17 protein-coding genes and 1 tRNA gene are annotated in these 23027 nt (G+C 75.7%); 12 read left to right on the top strand and 6 right to left on the bottom strand.

Features of this window, described 5'->3' with window-relative positions; all coding sequences use genetic code 11:
• Nucleotides 1-56 precede the first annotated feature (56 nt).
• The 3 genes from tmk to ACF07V_RS32740 all read left to right on the top strand — a co-directional run bounded on the left by tmk (nt 57) and on the right by ACF07V_RS32740 (nt 6851).
• Nucleotides 57-3341, top strand: coding sequence for a dTMP kinase (gene tmk / locus ACF07V_RS32750; protein ID WP_392159323.1), 3285 nt, complete (start codon nt 57-59; stop codon nt 3339-3341).
• A gap of 301 nt (nt 3342-3642) precedes the next feature.
• Nucleotides 3643-4419, top strand: coding sequence for an ABC transporter ATP-binding protein (locus ACF07V_RS32745; protein ID WP_392159322.1), 777 nt, complete (start codon nt 3643-3645; stop codon nt 4417-4419).
• Entirely contained in the window at nt 4416-6851 is a 2436-nt protein-coding gene (locus ACF07V_RS32740; protein WP_392159321.1) for an FtsX-like permease family protein, read from the top strand. Before ACF07V_RS32745 ends, ACF07V_RS32740 begins: the two co-directional genes overlap by 4 nt.
• 131 nt (nt 6852-6982) lie before the next feature.
• Here ACF07V_RS32740 and ACF07V_RS32735 read toward each other — a convergent pair whose 3' ends face one another.
• Nucleotides 6983-7627, bottom strand: coding sequence for a LuxR C-terminal-related transcriptional regulator (locus ACF07V_RS32735; protein ID WP_392159320.1), 645 nt, complete (start codon nt 7625-7627; stop codon nt 6983-6985).
• Nucleotides 7615-8799 carry a sensor histidine kinase gene (locus ACF07V_RS32730; RefSeq protein ID WP_392159319.1) on the bottom strand — a complete coding sequence of 395 codons (1185 nt, stop codon included), beginning with the start codon at nt 8797-8799 and terminating at the stop codon, nt 7615-7617. The genes ACF07V_RS32735 and ACF07V_RS32730 overlap by 13 nt, the downstream gene beginning before the upstream one ends.
• Before the next feature lie 171 nt (nt 8800-8970).
• On the opposite strand from ACF07V_RS32730, the gene ACF07V_RS32725 reads away from it, so the two are divergent.
• From ACF07V_RS32725 to ACF07V_RS32710, 4 genes are all read left to right on the top strand, one after another.
• Nucleotides 8971-9144, top strand: a complete 174-nt coding sequence (locus ACF07V_RS32725; protein WP_392159318.1) for a hypothetical protein — start codon at nt 8971-8973, stop codon at nt 9142-9144.
• A 317-nt stretch (nt 9145-9461) separates the two neighbouring features.
• Entirely contained in the window at nt 9462-10664 is a 1203-nt protein-coding gene (locus ACF07V_RS32720) for a DNA polymerase III subunit delta' (RefSeq protein WP_392159317.1), read from the top strand.
• Nucleotides 10665-10727: 63 nt separating this feature from the next.
• Nucleotides 10728-12278, top strand: coding sequence for an alpha/beta hydrolase (locus ACF07V_RS32715; RefSeq protein ID WP_392159316.1), 1551 nt, complete (start codon nt 10728-10730; stop codon nt 12276-12278).
• A gap of 80 nt (nt 12279-12358) precedes the next feature.
• Nucleotides 12359-12432 (top strand) — tRNA-Thr (locus ACF07V_RS32710).
• A 130-nt stretch (nt 12433-12562) separates the two neighbouring features.
• On the opposite strand, the gene ACF07V_RS32705 is transcribed toward ACF07V_RS32710, so the two are convergent.
• The 4 genes from ACF07V_RS32705 to ACF07V_RS32690 all read right to left on the bottom strand — a co-directional run bounded on the left by ACF07V_RS32705 (nt 12563) and on the right by ACF07V_RS32690 (nt 17035).
• On the bottom strand, nt 12563-14002 hold the full coding sequence (locus tag ACF07V_RS32705) for a hypothetical protein (protein ID WP_392159315.1): 1440 nt from the start codon (nt 14000-14002) through the stop codon (nt 12563-12565).
• On the bottom strand, nt 13999-14925 hold the full coding sequence (locus ACF07V_RS32700; RefSeq protein WP_392159314.1) for a hypothetical protein: 927 nt from the start codon (nt 14923-14925) through the stop codon (nt 13999-14001). The genes ACF07V_RS32705 and ACF07V_RS32700 overlap by 4 nt, the downstream gene beginning before the upstream one ends.
• Before the next feature lie 89 nt (nt 14926-15014).
• Nucleotides 15015-15776, bottom strand: coding sequence for a signal peptidase I (gene lepB / locus ACF07V_RS32695; protein ID WP_392159313.1), 762 nt, complete (start codon nt 15774-15776; stop codon nt 15015-15017).
• 122 nt (nt 15777-15898) lie between these two features.
• Nucleotides 15899-17035, bottom strand: a complete 1137-nt coding sequence (locus ACF07V_RS32690; RefSeq protein ID WP_392159312.1) for a LuxR C-terminal-related transcriptional regulator — start codon at nt 17033-17035, stop codon at nt 15899-15901.
• Between the two features lie 207 nt (nt 17036-17242).
• On the opposite strand from ACF07V_RS32690, the gene ACF07V_RS32685 reads away from it, so the two are divergent.
• From ACF07V_RS32685 to ACF07V_RS32665, 5 genes are all read left to right on the top strand, one after another.
• A complete protein-coding gene (locus ACF07V_RS32685; RefSeq protein ID WP_392159311.1) occupies nt 17243-17440 on the top strand; it encodes a hypothetical protein in 198 nt (65 codons plus the stop codon).
• 5 nt (nt 17441-17445) lie between these two features.
• Nucleotides 17446-18330 carry a hypothetical protein gene (locus ACF07V_RS32680; protein WP_392159310.1) on the top strand — a complete coding sequence of 295 codons (885 nt, stop codon included), beginning with the start codon at nt 17446-17448 and terminating at the stop codon, nt 18328-18330.
• 77 nt (nt 18331-18407) lie between these two features.
• The gene (locus ACF07V_RS32675) at nt 18408-18911 is read left to right on the top strand and encodes a cupin domain-containing protein (RefSeq protein WP_392159309.1); all 504 of its coding nucleotides are present in this window, start codon (nt 18408-18410) and stop codon (nt 18909-18911) included.
• Nucleotides 18908-20509: a class I tRNA ligase family protein gene (locus tag ACF07V_RS32670; protein WP_392159308.1), complete on the top strand. Its 1602-nt coding sequence runs from the start codon at nt 18908-18910 to the stop codon at nt 20507-20509. Before ACF07V_RS32675 ends, ACF07V_RS32670 begins: the two co-directional genes overlap by 4 nt.
• Nucleotides 20502-22685 carry an FAD-dependent oxidoreductase gene (locus ACF07V_RS32665; protein WP_392159307.1) on the top strand — a complete coding sequence of 728 codons (2184 nt, stop codon included), beginning with the start codon at nt 20502-20504 and terminating at the stop codon, nt 22683-22685. The genes ACF07V_RS32670 and ACF07V_RS32665 overlap by 8 nt, the downstream gene beginning before the upstream one ends.
• The last annotated feature ends 342 nt before the right edge of the window (nt 22686-23027 follow it).

Raw genomic sequence — 23027 nt, 5'->3', positions numbered from 1 at the left:
CACGTTTGTTCGGGCGCGGGCCGCGGGGAGCTGGGACGTCCGGATAGGGTGGACGGATGACGCGAGCAGAGCAGCCAGACCGCCTGGGCGATTCCGACGCCGCACTCGTCGCGGATTCCCGGGAGCGCGCCGTACGCGCCCTCTTGCGCCATCAGCCGCTGCGCCGGCTGTGGAGCGCCCACCTGGTCGGCAGCACCGGCGACGCCCTCGCCCTTCTCGTCCTCGTCCTCCTGGGCCTCCAGGCGGCCGTCGCCGAGGGTGCGCTCGGGGGTGGTTACCGGGGAGCCGCGTTCGCCGTGGCCGCCGTCGTCGGCGCCCGTCTGCTCGCCTCGGTCCTCTTCGGGGCCGTCCTCCTCGGTCCGCTGACCGCGCTCACCGGGCCGTCGGGACCGCTCGACCGGCGCTGGACCATGATCGGCGCCGACGGGGTGCGGATCGCGCTGCTCGTCATCGCGCCGCTGTGGATCGACTGGGTCCCGGACAGTGCCCTCTGGTACCTGCTCGGCACCGTCTTCGTCGCCGGTGCGGCCGAGCGCCTGTGGACCATCGGCCGGGAGGGCGCCGCGCCCGCGCTGCTGCCCGCCGCGCCGCCGGAGGGCGACGCCGTACGGCCGCTGCCGGACCACCTCGGCGCGCTGCGCCGGCTGTCCCTGCGGACCGGCTTCCTCGCCGTCCCCGCCGCGGCGGCCGTGCTGCTCGTCGCCACCCTCGTCGGGAACCTGCTGGGTGTCGGGATCGACTGGTTCTCGCTGCACCAGGCGGCCCTCGGCTCGTACGTCGCGGCCGGTCTGTTCGCCGCCTCCGTCACCGTCCTGTACGCGATGGCGCTGCCCGGCGGGGAGACGCCCCGGCCCCGTTCGCCGCTTGAGGGCCTGCGCCGGCCCTCGGCCAAGGGCTCGGCCGAGGGCAAGGGCCGCACCGGCGCCCTGCCGCTGCTGGTCCTCGCCTCCGCCACCGTCGCCGGGGCGATCGCCGCGGCCGCGTCGGTCTCCGTGCTCCACGCGTACGACCTGGGCGGCGGGCCCGTCACGTACGCCCTGCTGATCCTGGCGCTGAGCGGCGCCACCGCCGTCGGCATCCGCACCGCGGGCTCCGTCCTGCCGGTGCTGTCCCGGCGCCGGATGCTGGCCCTCGCGACCGCCGTCACCGGCATCGCCCTGATCGCGATGGGCCTGGTCCCGGACACGGCGACCGTGCTGTTCCTCGCCGTCCTCGCCGGGTACGCCGCCGGGGTCGCCGCGAACACCGGCCACATCCTGATCGACCAGGAGACCGAGGAGCCCCGCCGGGCCCGGACCACCGAGCACCTCCAGGCCACCGCGCGCGTCGCCATGGGCCTCGGCGCGCTCGCTGCGCCGCTGCTCGCCGCCGCGATCGGGCCGCACCGGCTCGCCTCCGGGGACTTCGTCTTCGCGCACGGCGGTGCCGCCTTCACGCTCGTCCTCGTCGGCGCCCTGCTGCTTCCGGTCGCCGCGCTGGTCCTCGCGAAGACCGACGACCGGGCGGGCGTCCCGCTCCGCCGCGACCTGCGGGACGCGCTGCGCGGCTCCGACCCGGTCCAGGCGCCGTCCCCGACCGGTTTCTTCATCGCCCTGGAGGGCGGCGACGGCGCCGGGAAGTCCACGCAGGTCCAGGCGCTCGCCGAGTGGATCCGCGCCAAGGGCCACGAGGTGGTCGTCACCCGCGAGCCGGGTGCCACCCCGATCGGCAAGCGGCTCCGCTCGATCCTCCTCGACGTGTCGTCGGCGGGGCTCTCGAACCGCGCCGAGGCCCTGCTGTACGCGGCGGACCGCGCCGAGCACGTCGACTCCCTGGTCCGCCCGGCCCTGGAGCGGGGCGCGATCGTCCTCTCCGACCGGTACATCGACTCGTCCGTGGCCTACCAGGGCGCGGGCCGTGACCTGTCCCCGACCGAGATCGCCCGCATCTCGCGCTGGGCGACCGACGGTCTCGTGCCGAACCTGACCGTGGTCCTCGACGTCTCCCCGGAGACCGCGAGGGAACGGTTCACCGAGGCGCCCGACCGGCTGGAGTCCGAGCCGCCGGAGTTCCACGCGCGCGTACGGGCCGGTTTCCTCGCGCTCGCGGCCGCCGACCCCAGCCGCTACCTCGTCGTCGACGCCGGCCAGGAGCCGGAGGCCGTCACCACCGTCGTGCGCCACCGGCTCGACCGGATGCTGCCGCTCTCCGAGGCCGAGGTGAAGGCCGCGGAGGAGGCCCGCCGGAAGGCCGAGGAGGAGGCCCGGCGCCTCGCCGAGGAAGAGGCCGCCCGCAAGGCCGAGGAGGAGCGCCTGGAGCGCGAGCGGCAGGAGCAGCTCGCCAGGCTCCGTGCCGAGGAGGAGGAGCGCAAGCGGCGCGAGGAGGAAGAGGCGCGCCGCCTGGAGGCCGAGCGGCAGGCGGAGGAGGCCCGCCGCAGGGCCGAGGAGGAGCGGATCGCGGCCGAGGAGGAGGCCCGCCGCCTCGCCGCCGAGGAGAAGGCCCGCCAGGAGGAAGAGGAGCGGCTCCGCAAGGAGGCCGAGGAGGAGGCCCGGCTGCGGGCCGAGGCCGAGGAGCGCCGCCTGGAGAAGCAGCGCAAGGCCGAGGAGGCCCTGCTGCGTGCCGAGGAGGCCCGCCGGATGGCCGAGGCCGCCGCGGCCGCGAAGGCCGCGGAGGAGGCAGCGGCGAAGGCCGCCGCGGAGAAGGTCGCGGCCGAGGCCGCCGCGAAGGCGGCCCGGGAGCGGGCTGCCGCCGAGCGTGCCGCCGCGGAGCTGGCCGCCGCGGAGCGGGCCGAGGCGGCGAAGGCGGCCCGGGAGAAGGCCGCGCAGGCGCGGGCGGCGGCGGAGAAGGCCGCCGCCGAGCGGGCCGCCAGGGCCACGGAGGTGTCGGCGAGCGAGATCACCGTGCCGACCCCGGTCGTGAAGCCGGACGCGCCGTCCGTCTCGCCTGACGAGGTCACCGTCGAGACGCCGATCGTGCGGCCGGAGACGGCCCGCAGGCCCGAGGCGGAGACCGCCGTCATGCCGCAGGTCCGGGACTCGCGGGAGGCCGACGAGACCGCCGTCCTGCCGCAGATCCGGGATCCGCGCGAGGTCGACGAGACCGCCGTGCTGCCTCCCGTACGGGACGCGAGGGCGTCCGACCCCGCCGACCGCGTGCCGCAGGGCATCTTCCGCGATGAGCGTGACGCGCCGCACGGTGCGAACGACCGGACCCGTGAGCTGCCGCAGCTCGACGAGGACGGCCGTCCCCGCCGCCGCTCCGACTGGGCGGAGGAGACCCCGCTCGACGATCTCCCGACCCTCGCGGACGAGCTGTTCGGCCCGCACGAGGACGAGGACGAGGGCCCGCGCCGCCGTCGCTGAGACCCGGAAGGCCCGCGCTGCCCCGTCGCTGAGACCCGGAGGGCCCGGGGCGGCGCCGCTGAGACCCCGAGGGCCCGCGGCGATGCCGCTGAGACCCGGAGGGCCCGCGGCGGTGCCGCTGAGACCCGGAGGGCCCGCGGCGGTGCCGCTGAGACCCCGAGGGCCCGCGGCGGTGCCGCTGAGACCCCGAGGGCCCGCGGCGGCGCCGCTGACACCGGGAGTGGGGGTGTAGCTGGCTCCACCCCCACTCCGGGAGCCCACCCCATACCGCTGTGACCTGCGCTTTTCTAGCGTTGGCGGTATGACGACGACAGCAGTGACGGAGAACGGGGCCGCCCTCGCCCTGGACGGGGTGAGCCGTACGTACGGAGGCGGGGCGCCCGCGCTCGACGGGGTCGACCTGGTCGTGCCGCGCGGGCGCCTCGTGGCCGTGATGGGCCGGTCGGGCTCCGGCAAGTCCACCCTGCTGCGCTGCGCGGCCGGGCTCGAACGGCCGACGGCCGGGCGGGTACGGATCGGGGGCACCGACCTCGCGACCCTGAAGGCGGCCCGGCTGACCCGGCTCCGGCGGGACCGGATCGGCTTCGTGTTCCAGTCGCTCAACCTCGTCTCCGCCCTGAACGTGCGGGAGAACGTCACCCTGCCGCTGCTCCTCGCCGGGGCCTCCGAGGGCCGGGCGCTCGACGCCCGCGCCCTGGCCGGTCTCGACGCCGTGGGGCTCGCCGACCGGGCCGAGGACCGGCCCGAGAGCCTCTCCGGCGGCCAGCAGCAGCGGGTGGCGATCGCCCGCGCCCTGGTCAACGAGCCCGAGGTCGTCTTCGCCGACGAGCCGACCGCCGCCCTGGACCCGGTCACCGCGTCGGAGGTCCTCGCCCTGCTGCGGCGCGCCGTCGACGAGCGGGGCCGCACGGTCGTCCTCGTCACCCACGACCCGGTGGCCGCCACCTGGGCGGACGAGGCCGTGTTCCTGGAGCGGGGCCGGATCGCCGGCCGCCTCGACCGCCCGGACGAGGCGCGCGTACGGGCCGCCCTCGGCGCCCACGCCGTGGCCGGGCGGCACCTGGCGGTGGCGCGATGAACGACGTCGCGCAGCCGTCCGCGGGCCGCGGCCGGAACCCCGCCGTGCGGCTGCTCGCCGCGCGGTCGCTGCGGGCCCACCGCAAGGCATGGGCCGCCGTGTTCGCGGCCGTCGCCGTCACCGCCGCGCTGCTCGGCGCCCTGGCCCTCGCGCTCGGCTCCACCGGACTCGGCCACGCGCGCGTGGAGCGGTACGCCGCCGCGCCCGTCGTCGTCGCAGGCGACCACGAGGTCCGCTGGACGGTGAAGCCCTGGGGCAGCGAGCCCAGTACCGAGACCGTGGGTCTGACCGAGCGGGTACGGGTCCCCGAGGCGGCCGTCGCCGTCCTGCGGGCCGTTCCGGGGGTGCGGGAAGCGGTCCCGGACGACACGTTCGTCGTACGGGAGCCGGCGGGCGGTGCCGCTCCGCGCGCGTACCCCGGGCGTTCCTGGGAGGCGGCCCGGCTCGCCCCGTACCGGCTGACCGACGGGCGGGAGCCCCGGGGGGCCGGGGAGGCCGTCGTCGGCGCGGGCCTCGGCGCCGCCGTCGGGGACACCGTGGCCGGGCGCAGGGTCGTCGGCGTGGCGGACGGGCCGGCCGCGCTGTACGTCACGGCGGGGGAGGCGCGGCGGCTCGCCGGGCATCCCGGTGCCGTGGACGCCGTCGGGGTCCTCGCCGAGCCCGGCGTCCCCGTGGACACCCTCCACGCGCGCGTACGGGCCGCCCTCGACACCGCCGGGCTCAAGGACACGGCCGCCGGGCAGCCGCTGCGGGCGCTGACCGGGGACGGAAGGGGAGGCGCCGAGCACCTCGGCGCGCCGCCCGCGCGCGCGGAGCTCCTCCAGATCCTCGCCGCCGTCGCCGCGAACGTCGTCCTGGTCGCCGTCCTCGTCCTCGCCTCGCTCGTCGCACAGGCCCTCCAACAGCGCGCCGGGGAACGGGAGCTGCTGCTCGCCGTCGGCGCGACGCCCCGTCAGGTGCGGGGCGCGGCAGGCCGGGAGGTGGTCCGGGTGGCGGGTGCGGCGGCGCTGCTCGGCGCGCTCGCGTCGGTACCGGTGTTCCTGGCGCTGTGGTCGGCGCTGCGGGCCCGTACCGGAGTCGTCCCGGAGGGCCTCGAACTCCCCACCCCGCCGTGGCTGTTCACCGCCGTCCTCGTCGCCGCCGCCCTCGCGGTGGGCATCGCCCGCCTTGTGGTCCTCTTCGCGGCCCGCCGGCCGGGACGCCCGGGGAAGGGCGGCGTCCGCCGGGGCGCCGGGCTCGTGCTGCTCGTGCTCGGCGCGGGCTCCGCCGGTACGGCCGCGCTCCAGGGCGGCGGCGCGGCGGCAGCCGCCGCCGGTGCGGCCACGCTGACGCTGGTCGCCGGGTGCGCGCTGCTCGGGCCGTGGATCGCGGGGGCCGCGATGACGGTCCTGGACCGGCCGTTCCGGTGGTTCGGCGGGGCGCCCGGGCGGCTCACGGCCGCCGGTGCCGCCGCGCACTCGCGCCGGCTCGGGGCCGCGCTCGTCCCCGTCGTCCTCGTCACCGCCTTCGCGCTCGTGCAGCTCTCGGCGGGCGCCACCATGGAGCGGGCCGCCGCCGCGCAGGCGCGGGCCGCGACCACCGCCGACCTCGCGTACTCCGGCACGACGGCGGAGCGGGTGCGCGAGCTCCCGGGCGTGGACTCGGCCACGGACGTGCTGCGGTCGTCGGTGGTCCTGGCCCGCACGGAGGCCGGTGCGCCGCGCCTCGACCGGCTCCCGGTCCTCGGCGTGGACGCCGAGGGCCTCGCGGGGACGCTCGACCCGGGCGTCGTCGCGGGCGACCTCGGTGGACTCGCCCGGGCGGGCACGGTCGCGGTCGGCGCGGACACGGCCGACTCCCTTGAGGTGAAGCCCGGTTCGACGGTGGAGCTCCGGCTCGGCGACGGCACCCCGAAAACGCTGCGGGTGGTCGCGGTCTACGAACGTTCCCTCGCGCTCGGCGAGTTCCTCCTGCCCAAGGCCGAACTGGCCCCGCACATGAGTGATCCGTACCCCGCGCGCGTACTGGCGGCCGGAGTCCACGGAACCGCCCCCGTCGCCCCCGAGGCGGTGACGCCGCCCGGGGCCGCGCTGAACGCGCTCGTCTCCGGCGGGATCGTCGCGGCGATCGGCGGGCTCACCCTCCTCTCCGTCCTGAGCACCCTCGCGCTGATCGGCGCCGGGCGCCGCGGCGAGCTGGAGCTCCTGCGTCAGGTCGGCGCCTCGGCGGGCCAGCTGCGCAGGATGCTCGGCCTGGAGGCGGGGTTCCTGACCGGGACGGGCCTCCTCGTCGGGCTCGTCGTGGGCGCGCTGCCGCTGACGGCGTTCGCATGGGCGCTCACCGGCGGCCTGCCGTACCTGCCGCCCGCGCAGGCCGGGCTGATCACGGGCGCCGTCCTCGTCACGGTGGTGGCGGGCGTGTTCGGACCGTCCCGGGCGACGCTCAGGCGTTGAGGTCTCCGTCGGGACGGCTTCCAGGCGTCGAGGTCGGTGGGGGTGGCTGCTGGGTGCCGAGGCCGGTGGGGACGGCTTCCAGCGTCGAAATCGGTCAGGGCGCGCGCGTCGAGGTCGGTCGGGACGGGCTGCTAGGCGTTGAGGTACGCGAGGACGGCGAGGACCCGGCGGTGGCCGCCGCTGTCGGTCGGCGGCAGGCCGAGCTTCAGGAAGACGTTCCCGATGTGCTTGTGCACGGCCCGCTCGGTGACCACCAGCGAGCGGGCGATCGTGCCGTTGTCGTGGCCCTGTGCCATCAGCCCCAGGACCTCGCGCTCGCGGGGCGTGAGGGAGTCCAGCGGGTCGTCGCGGCGGCGGGCCATCAGCTCGGTGACGACCTCCGGGTCCAGGGCCGTACCGCCGGAAGCGACCCGTTCCAGGGCGTCCAGGAACTCGTCCACCCGGCCCACCCGGTCCTTCAGGAGGTAGCCGACGCCCTGCGCGCCGCCGCCGAGGAGCTCGGCCGCGTACGTCTCCTCCACGTACTGCGAGAGCACGAGCACCGGCAGCTCCGGGAGCTGCTCGCGGGCCGCGAGCGCCGCCCGCAGCCCCTCGTCGCGGAAGCCCGGCGGGAGCCGCACGTCGAGGACGGCCACGTCCGGCCGGAGCTCCAGGAGCATCGGCAGGATCTCGGGGCCGGTGGCCGCGACGCCGGCGACCTCGTGCCCCGACGAGGTGAGCAGCAGCACCAGGCCCTCTCTGAGGAGGGCGTTGTCCTCGGCGATCACCACACGCACGGAAGCTCCACTTCGATCACGGTCGGGCCCCCCACGGGGCTGGTCAGTCGTACGGTGCCGTCGAGCGCGGCGACCCGGCGGCGCATGCCCGTCAGGCCGGAGCCGCCGCCCTCGCCGGCCTCGGCCCCGCCGCGGCCCTCGTCCCGCACGCGCACGCGGAGGGCGGCCGGTTCACGCGTCAGGGAGACGGAGGCACGGTCGGCGCCGCTGTGCTTGGCGGCGTTGGTCAGCGCCTCGGCGACCACGAAGTATGCGGCAGCCTCGACGGCGGCCGGGGCACGGGGGCCGTCCTGCGCGTGATCGCCGAGGCCGGTCACCGCGACAGCCGTCTCCAGGCCGCCGTTCGCGGCCAGGGCCCGGACGGCTCCGGTCAGGCCGCGGTCGGTGAGGATCGGCGGGTGGATGCCGCGCACCACGTGCCGCAGTTCGGCGAGCGCCTCCTCGGCCTGAGTCTGGGCGTCGTCGAGGAGCCTGCGGGCGGTCGCGGGATCGGAGTCGTACGCACGCCGGGCGAGCCCGATCCGCATGGACAGCGCCACCAGGCGGGCCTGCGCGCCGTCGTGGAGGTCGCGCTCGATGCGGCGCAGCTCGGCGCCGTGCGCGGCGATCGCGCCCGCACGGGTGGCCGTGAGCTGCTCGACACGGGCGGCGAGGGCGGCGTCCCGGACGGCCGACGGGGGCGGTGTGAGCAGCGCGCGCGACCAGTCGGCGGCCAGGCCGGCGAGCCGGCCGATCAGCGGCAGGGCCACCGGCCGCCGCCCCGCGAGCCCGGTCCACACGCCGTCGACGAGCAGCGCGGGCACCCAGACGATCAGCGAGAGGTACCAGAGGACCGAGCCGTAGAGCAGCTGCGCGGCGGCCCAGACCAGGTCGTGCCGGGTGCCGGGATCGGTGACCGCGGTCCGCACGCGCGCGGGGAGGGGCCCTTCGAGCGGCAGGTACGCCTCGGGGACGGGCGTCCCGGTCCACGCGGCCGTACGGCGGCGCTCCCAGTCGGCGAGGCGGCGCAGCAGCAGCACGCTCTCGGGGAGCACGCCGGCGCCGATGACCGTGAGGGTGAGGACGGCGGTGAAGAGGGCGATGCCCACCATCAGGTAGCAGAGGAGGGAGATCGCGGCCCCGATCGTGAGGTGGAGCCACGCCCGTGCCGCTTCCTTGATCGCCTCGCGCATGGGGCCAGCGTAGGCGGCGGTGCCGGGGGAGACGGTGGAGCGGGCTACACCATCCCTTCGGGAGCGGGCACCGCTGTGCGCGGAGACGGCGGAGACCAGGATCGAAGAGTCGCCGGGAACGACCCGGCGCCATCCGGAATCCCACCCGAAACCCACTCCACGGAGGCACCCATGCGCGCCCTTCTCTGGCTGCTGCTCGCCGCGAGCGTCCTGGCCAACGTCTTCATCAGCACCTTCGCCGGCTGGAGCGGAGGCCTCCAGATCGCCGGGAGCGTCGGCACCGGAGCGGTCCTGCTCGGCTCCGCGGTCGGCCTGTGGCTGACCCGGCCGCGCAGCGGGGCCTGAGGGGGCCTTTCGACAGGCGAGTCCCCCACGGGCAAGTCCTCCACGGGCGAGTCCTCCACGGGCAAGTCCTCCACGAGCGAGCCCTCCACGGGCGAGTCCTCCACGGGCAAGTCCTCCACGAGCGAGCCCTCCACGGGCAAGTCCTCCACGAGCGAGCCCTCCACGGGCGAGTCCTCCACGGGCGTGGTCTCCACAGGTCGGTTCTCCACAGGCCGGTTCTCCACAGGCCGGTTCTCCCCGGGCCGGTTTTCCACAGGTCGGCGGGGGTTGTCGGAGGGCTGCCCCACAATGGAGGACGTACCTGAGGAGGGGCAGACATGGCCGTATGGGACGACCTGGTCGGACAGACCCGGGTCGAGGAGCAGCTCGCCGCCGCCGCGCGTGACGCCGACACGTTCGTGACCGCCCACGCCGCAGGCGAGCCGGTCCCCGAGGCCTCCAAGATGACCCACGCCTGGCTCTTCACCGGCCCTCCCGGGTCCGGGCGTGCGACCGCGGCGCGTGCCTTCGCCGCCGCGCTGCAGTGCGTGAGCCCGGACCGCGCGCTCGGTGGCGCCCCCGGCTGCGGCTTCTGCGACGGCTGCCACACGACCCTCGTCGGCACGCACGCGGACGTCGAGATCGTCCGCACGGACCTGCTGTCCATCGGTGTGAAGGAGACCCGCGACCTCGTCCGGCGCGCCCAGCTGTCCCCGGCGGGCGGCCGCTGGCAGGTCATCGTCCTGGAGGACGCCGACCGGCTCACCGAGGGCGCGGGGAACGTGCTCCTGAAGGCCGTCGAGGAGCCCGCGCCCCGCACGGTCTGGCTGCTGTGCGCGCCCTCCCTGGAGGACGTGCTGCCCACGATCCGTTCCCGCTGCCGCCACCTGACCCTGCGCACCCCGCCGGTGGAGGCCGTCGCCGACGTGCTGGTGCGGCGCGACGGCATCGAGCCGGAGGTGGCCCAGGCCGCCGCCCGCGCGACCCAGGGGCACATCGACCGGGCCCGGCGGCTGGCCACCGACGAGCGGGCCCGCGCGCGCCGGTCCGTCGTCCTGAAGCTGCCGCTGCGGGTCGAGGACGTCGGCGGCTGCCTCAAGGCCGCGCAGGAGCTGGTCGACGCGGCCGCGGAGGACGCGAAGCAGGTCGCGGAGGAGATCGACGTCAAGGAGACCGAGGAGCTGAAGGCGGCCCTCGGTGCGGCGCAGGGCGGACGGATGCCGCGCGGCACGGCCGGGGCGATGAAGGAGCTGGAGGACCGGCAGAAGCGGCGCAGGACGCGGACGCAGCGCGACAGCCTGGACCTCGCGCTCACCGACCTGACCGGTTTCTACCGCGACGTCCTGGCCCTGCAGCTCCGCTCCCGCTCGGCCCTGGCGAACACGGACGTGCGGGACGCCCTGGAGCGGGTCGCCCGCGACACCACCCCGGAGCGGACCCTCCGCCGCATCGAGGCGGTCCTCGCCTGCCGCGAGGCCCTCGACCGGAACGTGGCTCCGCTGCTGGCGGTGGAGGCGATGACGATGGCGCTGCGGGGCTGATCCCGGATGGGCCGGCTCCGGGCGATTGGACACGATCCGTACCGGTCCGGATACGCTCCGGGGATGGATTCCAGGCGCTTGCTCCGTATGTCCGCCACGGCCCTCGCGGCAGCCGGACTGATCCTCTCCGGCTGTTCGGGCGGGAGCGACGCCGCCGCTCCCCGGACGGCCGCGCCGGCGCCCTCCTCGCCGTCCCGGGCGCCGCAGCTGAAGAAGTTCTACGAGCAGAAGCTGAAGTGGCGCGACTGCGGCGTCGAGGGTTTCCAGTGCGCCACCCTGCGCGCCCCGCTGGACTACGCGAAGCCGGACGGGGAGGAGGTCGAGCTCGCGGTGTCCCGGGTCAGGGCCACCGGCCCCGGCAAGCGGCTGGGCTCGCTCCTGGTCAACCCGGGCGGCCCGGGCGGCTCGGCCGTCGGCTATCTCCAGGGGTACGCGGGCATCGGCTATCCGGCGCCGGTCCGCGCCCGCTACGACATGGTGGCCGTCGACCCGCGCGGAGTGGCCCGGAGCGAGCCCGTCGAGTGTCTGACGGGCCCGCAGATGGACGCGTACACGCAGGTCGACCAGACCCCCGACGACACGGCGGAGACCAACGCGCTGAGCGCGGCGTTCAAGGACTTCGCGGCGGGCTGCGCGAAGAAGTCGGGGCAGGTCCTGCCGCATGTCTCCACCGTCGAGACGGCCCGCGACATGGACATCCTGCGGGCGGTGCTCGGCGACGCGAAGCTCACCTATGTGGGGGCGTCGTACGGCACCTTCCTCGGCGCCACGTACGCCGAGCTGTTCCCCGACCGGGTCGGCCGGCTCGTCCTCGACGGGGCGATGGACCCCTCGCTCTCGGCGCTCGACCTCAACCGGGACCAGACGGGCGGCTTCGAGACCGCGTTCAAGGCCTTCGCCGCCGACTGCATCCGTATGTCGGACTGCCCCCTGGGCACCGAGTCGGTCGAGGCCGCCGGTGAGGCGATGAAGAAGTTCTTCCGCGACGTGGACGCCAAGCCCGTGCCCACGGGGGAGAGCCGGGAGCTCGGCGAGTCCCTGGCCACCACCGGTGTGATCGCCGCCATGTACGACGAGGGCGCCTGGCCCCAGCTGCGCGAGGCCCTCACCCGGGCGATGGCCGGCGACGGCTCCGGCCTCCTCGCCCTGGCCGACAGCTACTACGAGCGCGAGTCGGACGGCACCTACGCCAACCTCATGGCCGCGAACGCCGCCGTGAACTGCCTGGACCTGCCGCCCGCCTACAGCGGCCCGGCAGAGGCCGCGAAGGCCGTCCCGTCCTTCGAGAAGGCCTCCCCGGTCTTCGGCGCGGGCCTCGCCTGGGCCGCCCTCAACTGCACCTACTGGCCCACCCCGCCCACCGGCCGCCCGCACCGCATCACCGCGGAGGGCGCCGCGCCGATCCTCGTCGTCGGCACCACCCGCGACCCGGCCACCCCGTACCACTGGGCCCAGTCGCTCGCCGAGCAGCTGTCCTCGGGCACGCTGCTGACCTACGAGGGCGACGGCCACACGGCGTACGGCCGGGGCAGCGACTGCATCGACACGGCGATCAACACCTACCTCCTCGAAGGCACCCCTCCGGCGGACGGAAAGCGCTGCTCGCAGGCCTGATCCGGGGGTGGTCGGAGCACCCCGGGAAACTGTGTAGACTTGGCGACGCTGCTGCACCCACCATGGGAACGCACAGCGGCGCCGCCTTAGCTCAGTTGGCCAGAGCAACGCACTCGTAATGCGTAGGTCTCGGGTTCGAATCCCGAAGGCGGCTCAGAAGAAGGCCAGGTCAGATTATTTCTGACCTGGCCTTTTCTGTTGCCCCGGCCGCTCGCCCGCCCGCCCGTTCGCCGGCTGTCCGTTCACCCGCCCGTTCATCACCGGCCCGTTCACCACCTGCCCGGTCACCAGTTGGGGTCGAGGACCAGCGGCGCGTCCTCGTCGGACATCCAGGCGTCGAATTCCTCCGGGGTCAGGAAGACGGGGCGGCCGGCCTCCGTGGCCGTCAGTGTCGCCAGGTCGGACAGCGCCGTCGTCGGGTCGGTGCCCGCGAGGTCTTTCCGTACGGCATCGAGGCCGGGGAGCACGACGGCCGACGCGTGGGTCGCCGGGCCCAGGGCGGCCGTCGCCGAGGCGAGGAGGCCCGAGGTCAGGGACGCCGTGAGCAGTTCCCGCTCCAGGAGCTCCGCGCCCGGGCCGCCGGTGCCGCGGACGGCCACCAGGGCGGCCTGCAGGCCCTGCGTGATCAGGGTGCCGGCCGCCTGGCCCACCAGGCCGCCCACCAGGGCCCCGACCACCGGTACCGGGATCACCGTCTGTCCCACCGCCCCGCAGGCCCAGCCCAGACCGGTCTGCAGGGTGGCGCGGGCGCTGCGGGCCGCGAACTCGCCCGCGTCGATCCGGCCCTGCGCCAGGGCCACACCGGCCTCGGCGACCGTGTACGCGGCTCCGGCCGTCGCGAACGCCAGGTCTCCGCCGCCCAGCACCGCGGGCAGACGCCCGGCCCGTGCCGCCGTACGGATCACCGAGCCGAGCCCCGCGACGGCCCCGGACCGTGCCGCGCCCTGGGCCGCCGACGCGGCCGCCGTGAGAGCGGCGGACGCGGCCGAGGTCTCGCCCGCCCGCACCCGGGCCAGCTGCTCGGCGGCGGACACGGCCCCGGTGACCAGCCCGCCGACGGCCGCCGCCGTGCCCGCCGCGGCCGCCGCCTCCCGGCCGGCCGCCCGTATCGCCTCGCCGCGCGCCCAGCGCCCCGGGTCGAGGGCCGAGCGGTGCGCGTCGGCCAGGTCGATCGCGTCGGAGCCGATGTCCCCGTACGTCAGCCGGTCGCCCAGATGCGCGTGGGCGTCGGCGTACTCGGCGAACCGCACTCCTTCGGGGGACATGGTGAGCCGGCGTTCGAGGAGGCTGTCCACGGCGGCGACCCGGTCGCCCGCCACCAGCCGCGTCATCCCCTCGTACTCCGGCCGGGCCACCTGGTGCGCGGTCTTCGGGACGCTGTCCATCAGCTTGGCCTGCGCCTGGCCGACGAGCCGGCCCCGGTCGGTGAGCCAGATGTCGGCCGGCGCGGTCTGCGAGCCGCCTTCGGCCCACTCGGTGACCACGGCCCGGACCGAGGCTCCCGCGCGGATCGCGTTCAGGTTGAAGGAGAGCGCGTGCCGCACCTCGAAGAGGTGTCCCGCACGCTGGGCGTTGCCGATGTCGGCGTACCGGCGCGCCAGCCGTTCCACCGTCTCCCGGGTGCGCAGCGTCTCGACGGTGGCCTCGGCGAGCCGGCGGGTGGCGGCGTCCGCGACCGTCCAGGCGGCCTGGTCGGCGGCGCCGGGAAGGACCGTACGGCTCATGCGGCGGAGGCCAGTTGCGCCAGGTGGGCGCGGGCTTCCGTGACGACGCGGACGGACAGTTCGGTGGCCCGGCCGTCCTCCCCGGCGGGCGGGGCTCCCATCACCGTGACCGTCGTGCAGGCGAGCTCGAAGATCTCCTTGACCCGGGCGCGCTGCCGCGCGTCGTACGCGCCGTAGTCGTCGTGCTCGGCGACCAGTTCCGCGAAGGCCGGCAGCCGCTCCTCCATGGCCGCGGAGAGGTCCTTGAGCACGAGGCGGATCTCCCGGCTGCGCCGGAACACCTCGGACAGGGTCTCGCGGGCGTCGGCCAGTTCGGACTTCGCCTCTTTCAGTTCCCGGGCGAGCTTCTGCTGGTCCTCGCGGGCCGAGCGGCCCCGCCATTCGAGGAGGACGCCGGTCGCGAGGAGCGCGGGGACGGCGACGGCCGCGGCCAGGACCATCGTCCCGGCGGCCACTCCGCCGCCGCCCGCCGCGAGGGAACCGCCGCCCAGCCAGGCCAGGGTGGCGCTGCTCGCGGCCGCCCCGGAGAGCCCGGAGATGGCGGTGCCGGTGGAGGCGGTGGCGAAGGCGCCGACGGCCATGTAGGTGGCCGTGCCGACGCCCGCTCCGGTGGCTCCGCCGCCGACGACCGACCCGATCGCGGACACGGCGAGCTGCTGGATCTCTCGCAGTTCGACGTCGGCCGTGGCGTGCCCGGCCGGTTCCACCGGGGCCAGTTCGGCCAGATCCACCCGCTTGAGCCGCCCGAAGGCGTCCCGGAAGGGGACGAGGGCCCGGTCGTAGGTGGCCTGCCGCTGCTGGTCCTGCGCGGTGCTCTCCTGGACGATGTGCCGGTCGAGTTTGGCGCGGCGGGCGCGCAGCTTCTCGTACCGCTGCTCGTTCTTCCGCGCGAGCATGACCGCCTGGTACATGGCCACGGCCATGCGCCACCCCTCCCCTGGATCGGTCGAACCGACCGGCCGTCAGGCTATCGTCGATCGGGTGCCCGTCAGGGCTGTTGTCCGGATCCCGGTCAGTGGGCGAGACCCGGCTGATCGAAGGTGTCCGGTACGGGCAGGGTCGACCAGTGGGCGACCGGCCAGGCGACGACGACGGCGCGGCCCACCACGTCCGTCAGGGGCACCATGCCGCCCCGGGGGTCGTCCTGGTGGTAGCGGGAGTCCTGCGAGGCCTGCCGGTGGTCGCCCATCACCCAGAGGCTGCCGGCGGGCACCGTCACCTTGAACTGGCCGTCCGGGTCCGTGCTGCAGGCCGTGTTCCCCGCGAAGACGTACGGCTCCGTCAGCGGCTTGCCGTTCACCTTCAGGGGGCCCTCGCCCGCGCACTCCACGGTGTCGCCGGCCACCCCGATGACCCGCTTGATCAGGTGCTTCTCGTTCGCCGCGGGCATGAGACCGACGAAGCCCAGGACCTTCTGGGCCGTCGTGGGCCGCTTCACCGGCTGTCCCGCCAGCCACTCGCCGGGATCGCGGAAGACCACGACCTCGCCCCGGTCCGGTTCCGAGCCGAACCACGGGGTGAGCTTGTCGACCAGGACCCGGTCGTCCACCTGCAGGGTGTTCTGCATCGAGCCCGAGGGGATCAGGAACGCCTGGAGCAGGAACGTCTTGATCAGGAAGGCCAGCACCAGCGCGACCCCGGCGAGCACCGGCAGCTCCACCCAGAACGGCCTGCGCCGTTTCGGAGTGCCGCCGGACGCCGGTGCCGCCTCGTCCGGAAGGCTTCCCTCCGGGCCGTCCCGGTCGGATCGCTCCCCGGTCGCCAAGTCGCTCATGTCCACCCTGACTTCGTCGTGTCGCCGTTGACCTGTGTCGTCTGCACGGACCCTATGCCCCGCCGGTGTCCGGGAGATGACCACGGGCGCTCTTCACCCCGTACGGGTGACCTCGCGGCCCGTCAGGGGCTCGGCTGCTCGCGGTCCTGCTGCGCCAGCAGGTAGCCCGCCTGGAAACGGCTCTCGGCGCCGAGCGCGGTCATCACATCGGCGACGTGGCGCCGGCAGCTGCGGACCGACAGGCCCAGGCGGCGGGCGATCGCCGCGTCCGTCAGGCCCTCGGTGAGCAGACGCACGATGGTCTGCTTCAGCTCGTCGGAGATGTCCATGATGGTCTGCCGGTCCCACTCCGTCTCGAACGGCAGGGCCTCCAGCCACAGCCGCTCGTACGCGCCCACCATGAACGCGACCACGTGCGGCTCGCGGATCAGGACCGCCGCGTGCGGGTCGTCCGGGACCGGGATGACCGCCGTCGCCCGGTCGAAGACCAGCATCCGCGGGAACTCGTCGTCCAGGGTGCGGACCTGGGCGCCGAGCCGGCCGACGCGCTCCACATAGGCGCACGTCCCCGAGGAGAATCGCGCCGTGTGCTGGTAGAGGACGCGCATCCGGACCCCGCGGCGCAGCAGTTCCTCGTCGCGGGCCACCGCCTCCTCCAGGACCTCGGCGCGCCGCCCGCCGCCCGGCTGCGCCGTCATGACCTCGCGCTCGCAGGTCCGGCCCAGTTCGGTGATGGCCTCCCGCACGGCCCGCAGGTCGGTGAGCAGCTCCACGTACTCCGCCTGCCGCAGGTGCGTCAGCCGGAGCAGGTGGGACTCGTACAGCGGCATGAAGGCCATCAGCTGCTCGCGGGTGCGCTCCATGTGCTGGCGGCGGGCGCGCATCTCCCGTTCCAGCGGGCCCAGGGTGCGCTGGACGGCCTCGTCCGGCGCCACCGGGAGCACGGCCCGCTCCGGGGTCCGGCGCAGCAGGCCCATGTCGAGGAGGGCCGAGACGGCCGACTCCACCCGGGCGAGCGGCAGGTCCAGTTCCACCGCGAGGTCGGCGGGGAGCGCGGGCGGGTGGGCCGGGTCCCGGGCCAGGAGGGTCGTGTAGACGCGGGTCAGCGGGTCGTCGGCGGAGCCGGAGTCCCCGGGGTGCCCGGCGGCCTCCGGGGGTGGCGCGGGGACCGGCGGGGCCGCCGCCGCGATCGCGGCCAGGGCGGTGGCCTCCGGTCCCTCGGTGTCGCTCTGGGCCTGCTCTGTGTCTCGTATCGCCACCTTTTCCCCCGTTTTGTGACGGCGTCCTCTTGCTGCCATGCAGCCTAATGAGCCATGCGGTCGGCCCCATAGCCATGCAGCCCTCGCTACGTTCGTATCACCGCCCACAAGGTCGAAGCGCACCAAGCTCGCACAGCCCGCGAAGCTCGCAATCCCCACGGAAACCCACGACTTACTCCTCGCGGAAGCGGAAAGAGAGCACACGACATGAAGCGGCGGATCCGCAGCACCCTCCTCACCACCCTCGTCGTCGGCCTCGCCGGCCTCGCCACCGTCACCACCGACCGGATCGCCACCGGCACCGACGACACCGGCTGGGGTGCGGCCGTCCTCACCGGCACGTACGACACCGGCTGGGGCGCCCCGGCGGCCGGCACGGGCACGAACGACACCGGCTGGGGGTGACCCCGATGACCCTGCTCGACTGCACCCTGCGCACCGGCGGACGGCTCACCGGCGGATCCGTACCCCCCGCGCTGGCCGCCGAGTACCTCGCGGTCTGCGCGCGGCTCGGCATCGACGTCATCGAGCTGGGCAGCGTCCACGACCCCGCCGACCGCTCCGCCCCGCGCGGCGCGCTGCTGCCGGTCCCGCTACCCGAGCGCTACGGCCCCCGCTTCTCCGTCCTCCTCGACACCGCGCACCTGCCCGCCACGGACGCCGCCGCCACGGCCTCCGCCGGGCGGATCGCCGACACCCTGGCCACCGGGCAGGTACCCGTCGGCCTGGTCCGCCTCGCCGTCCGGTACGACCGGGTGGCCCGAGCCGCCGCACCGCTGCACCGCCTGCGCGACGCCGGCTTCGGCGTCTGCCTGTTCCTCACCCACATCGACCTCGCCTCCTACCCGGAACTCGACCGCTGCCTCGGCGAGAGCGCGGCACTCGGCCCGCTCGACGCCGTCTTCCTCGTCGACTCCCTCGGCTCGCTCCGCCCCGAGCGCGTCATCGAACTCGTCCAGTCCACCCGCGCCGCCGTGTCCGCCCCCGTCGGCATCCACGCCCACGACAACCAGGGCTTCGCCCTGCACAACACCGTCGTCGCGGGGAGCGCCGGCGCCACCTGGCAGGACGCCGCCGTGCACGGGATCGGCCCGGGCGCCGGCCTGACCCGCACCGAGCAGCTGCTCGCCCTCCTCGGCGCCGCACCCTCCGACCTCGCGCCGCTCCTCGCGCTCATCGCCACCCATGTCGCGCCGCTCAAGCGGCGGTACGGATGGGGGGCGGGCCCCCGCCAGGTCATGGCCGGCCTCGCCCGCATCCCGGTCACGTCGGTGACCGGCCTCGGCCCCCGGTAGCCCGCACCCCGAACGCCCGTCAGGTCCCGTCGCGCCCGGGGCCGCCTCGACCGCGCCCACCGCCCCAGGAGACCCGTATGCCCTTCACCTCGCCCATCCTGCCGCCGGGAGAACCGGCCCTCGCCCCCACTCCGTACCGCGACCTCCCCCCGCAGCCGACCCCCGGAGCCGCCCCCATGGCCGATCGCCGATTCCGTATCGACCGCAGTGCCGCCACCGAGGAGTTCGGGCTCGCCTGCCAGCGGCTCATCCCGTGGCCGGGCGGGGACGCCGAGCCGCCCGTCGGCGCGATGGCCTGCTTCCTCAAGCCCGGCGGGGACTCCGACCCCGACTGCCACAACCAGGACGAGGTCATGATCGTCCTGTCCGGGACCGGCAGCGTGACCCTCGACGGGACGCTGGAGCCGCCGTTCCGCGCGGGCGACATCGTCGTGCTGCCCAAGAACCAGGAGCACGTCGTCCACAACACCGGCGACACCGAGCTGAGCTGGGTCTCCCTCTACTGGCCGCTGCGCGAGCCCGCCATCCGTACCGAGAACGAGACCGCCACCGAGACCGAGAACGAGGAGGTCGCGGCATGAGCGACACCACCGCCCACTGGATCACCGCCACCCCGCCCACCCCCAACGGCGACCTCCACATCGGCCACCTCGCCGGGCCCTACCTCGCCGGCGACGTCCTGCGCCGCTTCCTCGCCGCCGAGGGCACCGGTTCCGTCCGCTACACCACCGGCCTCGACGACCACCAGAGCTACGTCCCCGTCCGCGGTCTCAACGACGGCGGCCGCAAGGGCGACGAGGTCGCCGACGGCTACGGCGCCTCCATCGAATCCGTGTGGCGCCAGGCCGGCGCCGACTTCGACGCGATCGTCCGCCCGCGCCGGGACGTCGGCTACCAGGCGGCCGTCCAGGACTTCTTCGGCCGCCTGTACGAGGCCGGGCACATCGTCGCCCGGACGCGACCGCTGCCGTACTGCACCGGCTGCGAGCGCTGGCTGTACGAGGCCTACCTCAAGGGCGACTGCCCGCACTGCGGCTCCGGCTCCAACGGCAACGCCTGCGAGCCCTGCGGCCGCCCCAACGACTGCGCCGACCTGACCGACCCCGTCTGCACCGGCTGCGGCGCCACCCCCGAACTCCGCGACTGCGAGCGGCTCTACTTCCCCCTCGCCCCCTGGGAGCGGGAACTCACCGCCTTCTGGGACCGGGTCGACATGCCGCCGCACCTGCGCTCCCTCTGCGAGCGGATGCGCGCCGACGGGCTCCCCGAGATCGCCGTCAGCCACCCCTCCGAGTGGGGCGTGCCGGTGCCCGTCGCCGGCTTCACCGACCAGCGGATCTACGTCTGGTTCGAGATGGCCCCCGGCTACCTCCTGGAGTGGACCGGCGCCGGCGAGACCGGACCCGCCCCCGCGCCCGTCCAGTTCTTCGGCTTCGACAACGGCTACTTCCACGCCCTGCTGTTCCCCGCCGCCTTCCGGGCGTACGACCCCGAGATCGCGCTGCCCCGGGCCTTCGTCGTCAACGAGTTCTACCGGCTCGAAGGGCTCAAGTTCTCCACCAGCCGCCGCCACGCCATCTGGGCGCACGAGGAACTCGCCCGGACCGGCGCCGACGTCCTGCGCTACCACGTCCTCTCCGACCGCCCCAACGGCCGCCAGACCAGCTTCAGTTCGGGCGCCCTCGCGATCAGCCGGGAACGGCTCGCCGAGCGCTGGGACGGCTGGCTGGGCCGGCTCCTCACCGCCGTCGCCGAGACCGGCGGCGCCGCTCTCGCCGAGACCCCGCAGGGCCCCGCCTGGGAGCGGCTCCGCGCCCGGCTCACCGAGACCGTCGGACAGCTGCGGGAGGCGTACGGCGTCGAGGGGTACGACGCGCGGCGCGCGATCGCCCTGCTCGACGAAGTGGTCGGCCTGGCCGAGGACTTCGGGTACGTGAACGGCTTCGAGGGCGAGCGGCCGGACGGCGCCTCGGCCTACCGCTCGGCGCTCTCCGCCCAGCTCGCCGTCGCCGCCGCCCTGTCCGCCTGGGCCGCGCCCGCCCTGCCGTACGGTTCCGCCCGGCTCGCCGCGCTCCTCGGCCTCGCGCCGGAACCGCGCCGGGTCGACGCGGAGGCGCTCGCGCCGCTCGCCCCGGGGACGCCGGTGGCGGCCTGGCCCGGGGCGGTCTTCAGTGCCTGAGGCGCCCGAGGTCCTGCCGCGGGGTGCCGTCGTCGGGCCCTTCTCGGGGCCCAGGGCCGCCTGGGGCGAGCACCTGGAGCGGGCCGCCGAGCGGTACGGGACGGCCGTGAACTGGGAGCTGTACGACGACCGGGGCGAGGCCGGGACGGCCCGGAAGATCGCCGAGGCGGTCGTCGCCGAGGGCCGGCACGCGCTGGTCGTCGGGCACTTCAACAGCGCCGGCGCGGCGGCGGCCCTCCCCGTCTACCGGGCGGCCGGACTCCCCGTCCTCCTCCCGCTGGCCACCACGCCGGACCTGCTCGCCGACAGCGCCGGCACGATGCTGCGCTGGTGCCCGGACGACCGGGCCCAGGCGGTGGACCTGCTCGCGGCCGTACGGGAGGCGGGCCGGACCCGGGTAGCCGTGACGCACGACGGCAGCGCGTACGGGGAGCGGCTGGCGCTGCTCGTACGGGAGGCCTCGGCCGCCGCACCCGTGGGGTCCGTCGCCGTCCCGTCGGGGGCCGTGGTCTCCGACGGTCGAGGGCCCGCGACGGGCGCCGTGCCCGTGCCGGCCGTCCTGGCCGAAGCTCCGCTGCTCGACGTCCTCGACGGGCCGGGAGAACGGGACGTCACCGCGCTGACCGCGCTCGTCGTCTGCGGGACCCACGTCGGCGCCGCACGGGTGGGCCGGGAGTGGCGGGCGGCCGGGTTCGAGGGGGCGTTCTGGTTCACCGACGACTGCGCGGTGGACGAGTTCGCCGAACTGCTCGGCTCGCAGGCCGGCTCCGCCTCCGTGGCCCGGATGCGCGGCGGGCCCGAAGCGCACGTGGACGCGGCCTTCGCGGCCGCCACCGCCGCGCTCTCCGAGGACCCCGGGCGCACCGGACGCACCCTCCTCGCCGCCGTGCGGGCCCACGCCGACCGGGGGTTCACCGCGCTCGGCGAACCCGAGGCCGGGAGCGTGGGCTGGGACTTCGTGCCGGTCCAGCCGGTGCAGTCGGTGCCGTCGGTGCAGTCGGTGCGGCCGGTCCAGCCGGTGCCGGACGCCGTCGAGCCCGGTACCCGTACGCGTACTCGTACCGCCGGACGGCACGGGCGGGCCTACGACGTCATCGTCGTCGGCGCCGGGGTCGTCGGCTCGGCCACCGCGTCCGTACTCGCCCGGCACGGCGCGCGGGTCGCGCTCGTCGCGCCCATGGACGGGAGCCAGGACCACGCCACCGCCTGGTCCGGAGGACTCGTCCGGTCCTTCGAGGCCGACCCGTACCTGCGGGGGCTCGCCCTCCGCAGCCACCACCTCGCCTGGGGGCCCGCCGCGCTCGCCCCGGGACCGTACGGGTTCATGACGACCGGGTCGCTCGTCCTCTGCGGCGACGCCGACCTGGAACAGGCCGAGAAGGGCGTCGCCGAGCTCAACGGGGCCGGAGTACCGGCCGAGTTGCTGGATCCGGGCGTGCTCGGCGCCCGGTTCCCCGGGCTCTCCGTCGACGGCATCACCGCCGCCGTGTGGGAACCCGAGGCCGGTTACGCCGACCCGCCCCGCACCGCACGGGTCTACCGCGACCGCGCCCTCGCCCACGGGGCCCGGCTGCTGCCCGCCCGGGTCCGGGAACTCGACGCCCCGCCCGGGGCCGACCGGGTCCGCGTCCTCCTCGAACCGGGAGGGCCCGTCGAGGCCTTCGCGGTCGTCCTCGCCGCCGGCGGCGGCACCGGGGAGATCGCCGGGCACCGGCTGAGCGGCGCGGACGCCGGACGGACCAAGTCCATCCGGTACGGCTTCTTCCACCACCCCGCCACGGCCGGTCTGCCGACCGTCGTCGACATGGTGAGCGGTGTGTGGGGGCGGCCGCAGCTCACCGGGGAGGCGGCGGGGGGCTACATGGCGGGGCGGCCGGTCGACGAGTGGGACGTACCCCCGGGCGGGCTCGCCACGCTGACCGACGAGCACGTGGCGTACATCCGCCAGGGGGCGGCCGCGCGGTGGCCCTGGCTCGCCGACCCCGCGACCCGCTTCCTCGGTGGCCGCCAGGGCGTCGACCTCTACGCCCCCGGGTCCCGGCCGCACCTCGGCCGCGAACGGGCCGACAGCCGGATCGTCCTCGCGACGGGGTGGTCGGGCGCGGGCTTCAAGACGGCACCGGCGGCGGCGGAACTGGCGGCGGCGGAGGCGCTGGACGTGCTGGGGGGCGGCTGAGGCGCCTGGACCCGTGCGGGCCCGCGCCCGCGTCCGTGCGGGCCGCGCCCGCGTCCGTGCGGGCCGCGCCCGCGCCCGTGCGGGCCCGCGCCCGCGCCCGTGCGGCCCGCGCCCCCGCCCGTGCGGTGCCCCCGCCCAACCGCCCGTGTGGGCAATCGTCCCGCAGGGCGGGACGGGTGGGCACACGGGACGGCGCGCCTGGCCGCGCCTCCGCCTTCCGCGCCTGGACCCGCACCCCAGCGGCGGCACACACCGTGGTGCGGGTCAGGGCGCGGGAGCCTCTGGCGCCGGCAAGGGCGCCGTTCCGATGTGCCCACCCTCCCCCAAGCTCTCGGCTTCGCT

Source organism: Streptomyces sp. NPDC015661, from assembly GCF_043077765.1.
GTDB lineage: Bacteria > Actinomycetota > Actinomycetes > Streptomycetales > Streptomycetaceae > Streptomyces.
Note: the sequence above shows the minus strand (reverse complement) of the source record. Positions and strands in the feature narration are given on the sequence as shown.

Coding starts and splice junctions, on each gene's coding strand:
- tmk (WP_392159323.1), top strand. CDS start 57: ATGACGCGAGCAGAGCAGCCAGACCGCCTGGGCGATTCCGACGCCGCA.
- ACF07V_RS32745 (WP_392159322.1), top strand. CDS start 3,643: ATGACGACGACAGCAGTGACGGAGAACGGGGCCGCCCTCGCCCTGGAC.
- ACF07V_RS32740 (WP_392159321.1), top strand. CDS start 4,416: ATGAACGACGTCGCGCAGCCGTCCGCGGGCCGCGGCCGGAACCCCGCC.
- ACF07V_RS32730 (WP_392159319.1), bottom strand. CDS start 8,799: ATGCGCGAGGCGATCAAGGAAGCGGCACGGGCGTGGCTCCACCTCACG.
- ACF07V_RS32725 (WP_392159318.1), top strand. CDS start 8,971: ATGCGCGCCCTTCTCTGGCTGCTGCTCGCCGCGAGCGTCCTGGCCAAC.
- ACF07V_RS32720 (WP_392159317.1), top strand. CDS start 9,462: ATGGCCGTATGGGACGACCTGGTCGGACAGACCCGGGTCGAGGAGCAG.
- ACF07V_RS32715 (WP_392159316.1), top strand. CDS start 10,728: ATGGATTCCAGGCGCTTGCTCCGTATGTCCGCCACGGCCCTCGCGGCA.
- ACF07V_RS32705 (WP_392159315.1), bottom strand. CDS start 14,002: ATGAGCCGTACGGTCCTTCCCGGCGCCGCCGACCAGGCCGCCTGGACG.
- ACF07V_RS32700 (WP_392159314.1), bottom strand. CDS start 14,925: ATGGCCGTGGCCATGTACCAGGCGGTCATGCTCGCGCGGAAGAACGAG.
- lepB (WP_392159313.1), bottom strand. CDS start 15,776: ATGAGCGACTTGGCGACCGGGGAGCGATCCGACCGGGACGGCCCGGAG.
- ACF07V_RS32685 (WP_392159311.1), top strand. CDS start 17,243: ATGAAGCGGCGGATCCGCAGCACCCTCCTCACCACCCTCGTCGTCGGC.
- ACF07V_RS32680 (WP_392159310.1), top strand. CDS start 17,446: ATGACCCTGCTCGACTGCACCCTGCGCACCGGCGGACGGCTCACCGGC.
- ACF07V_RS32675 (WP_392159309.1), top strand. CDS start 18,408: ATGCCCTTCACCTCGCCCATCCTGCCGCCGGGAGAACCGGCCCTCGCC.
- ACF07V_RS32670 (WP_392159308.1), top strand. CDS start 18,908: ATGAGCGACACCACCGCCCACTGGATCACCGCCACCCCGCCCACCCCC.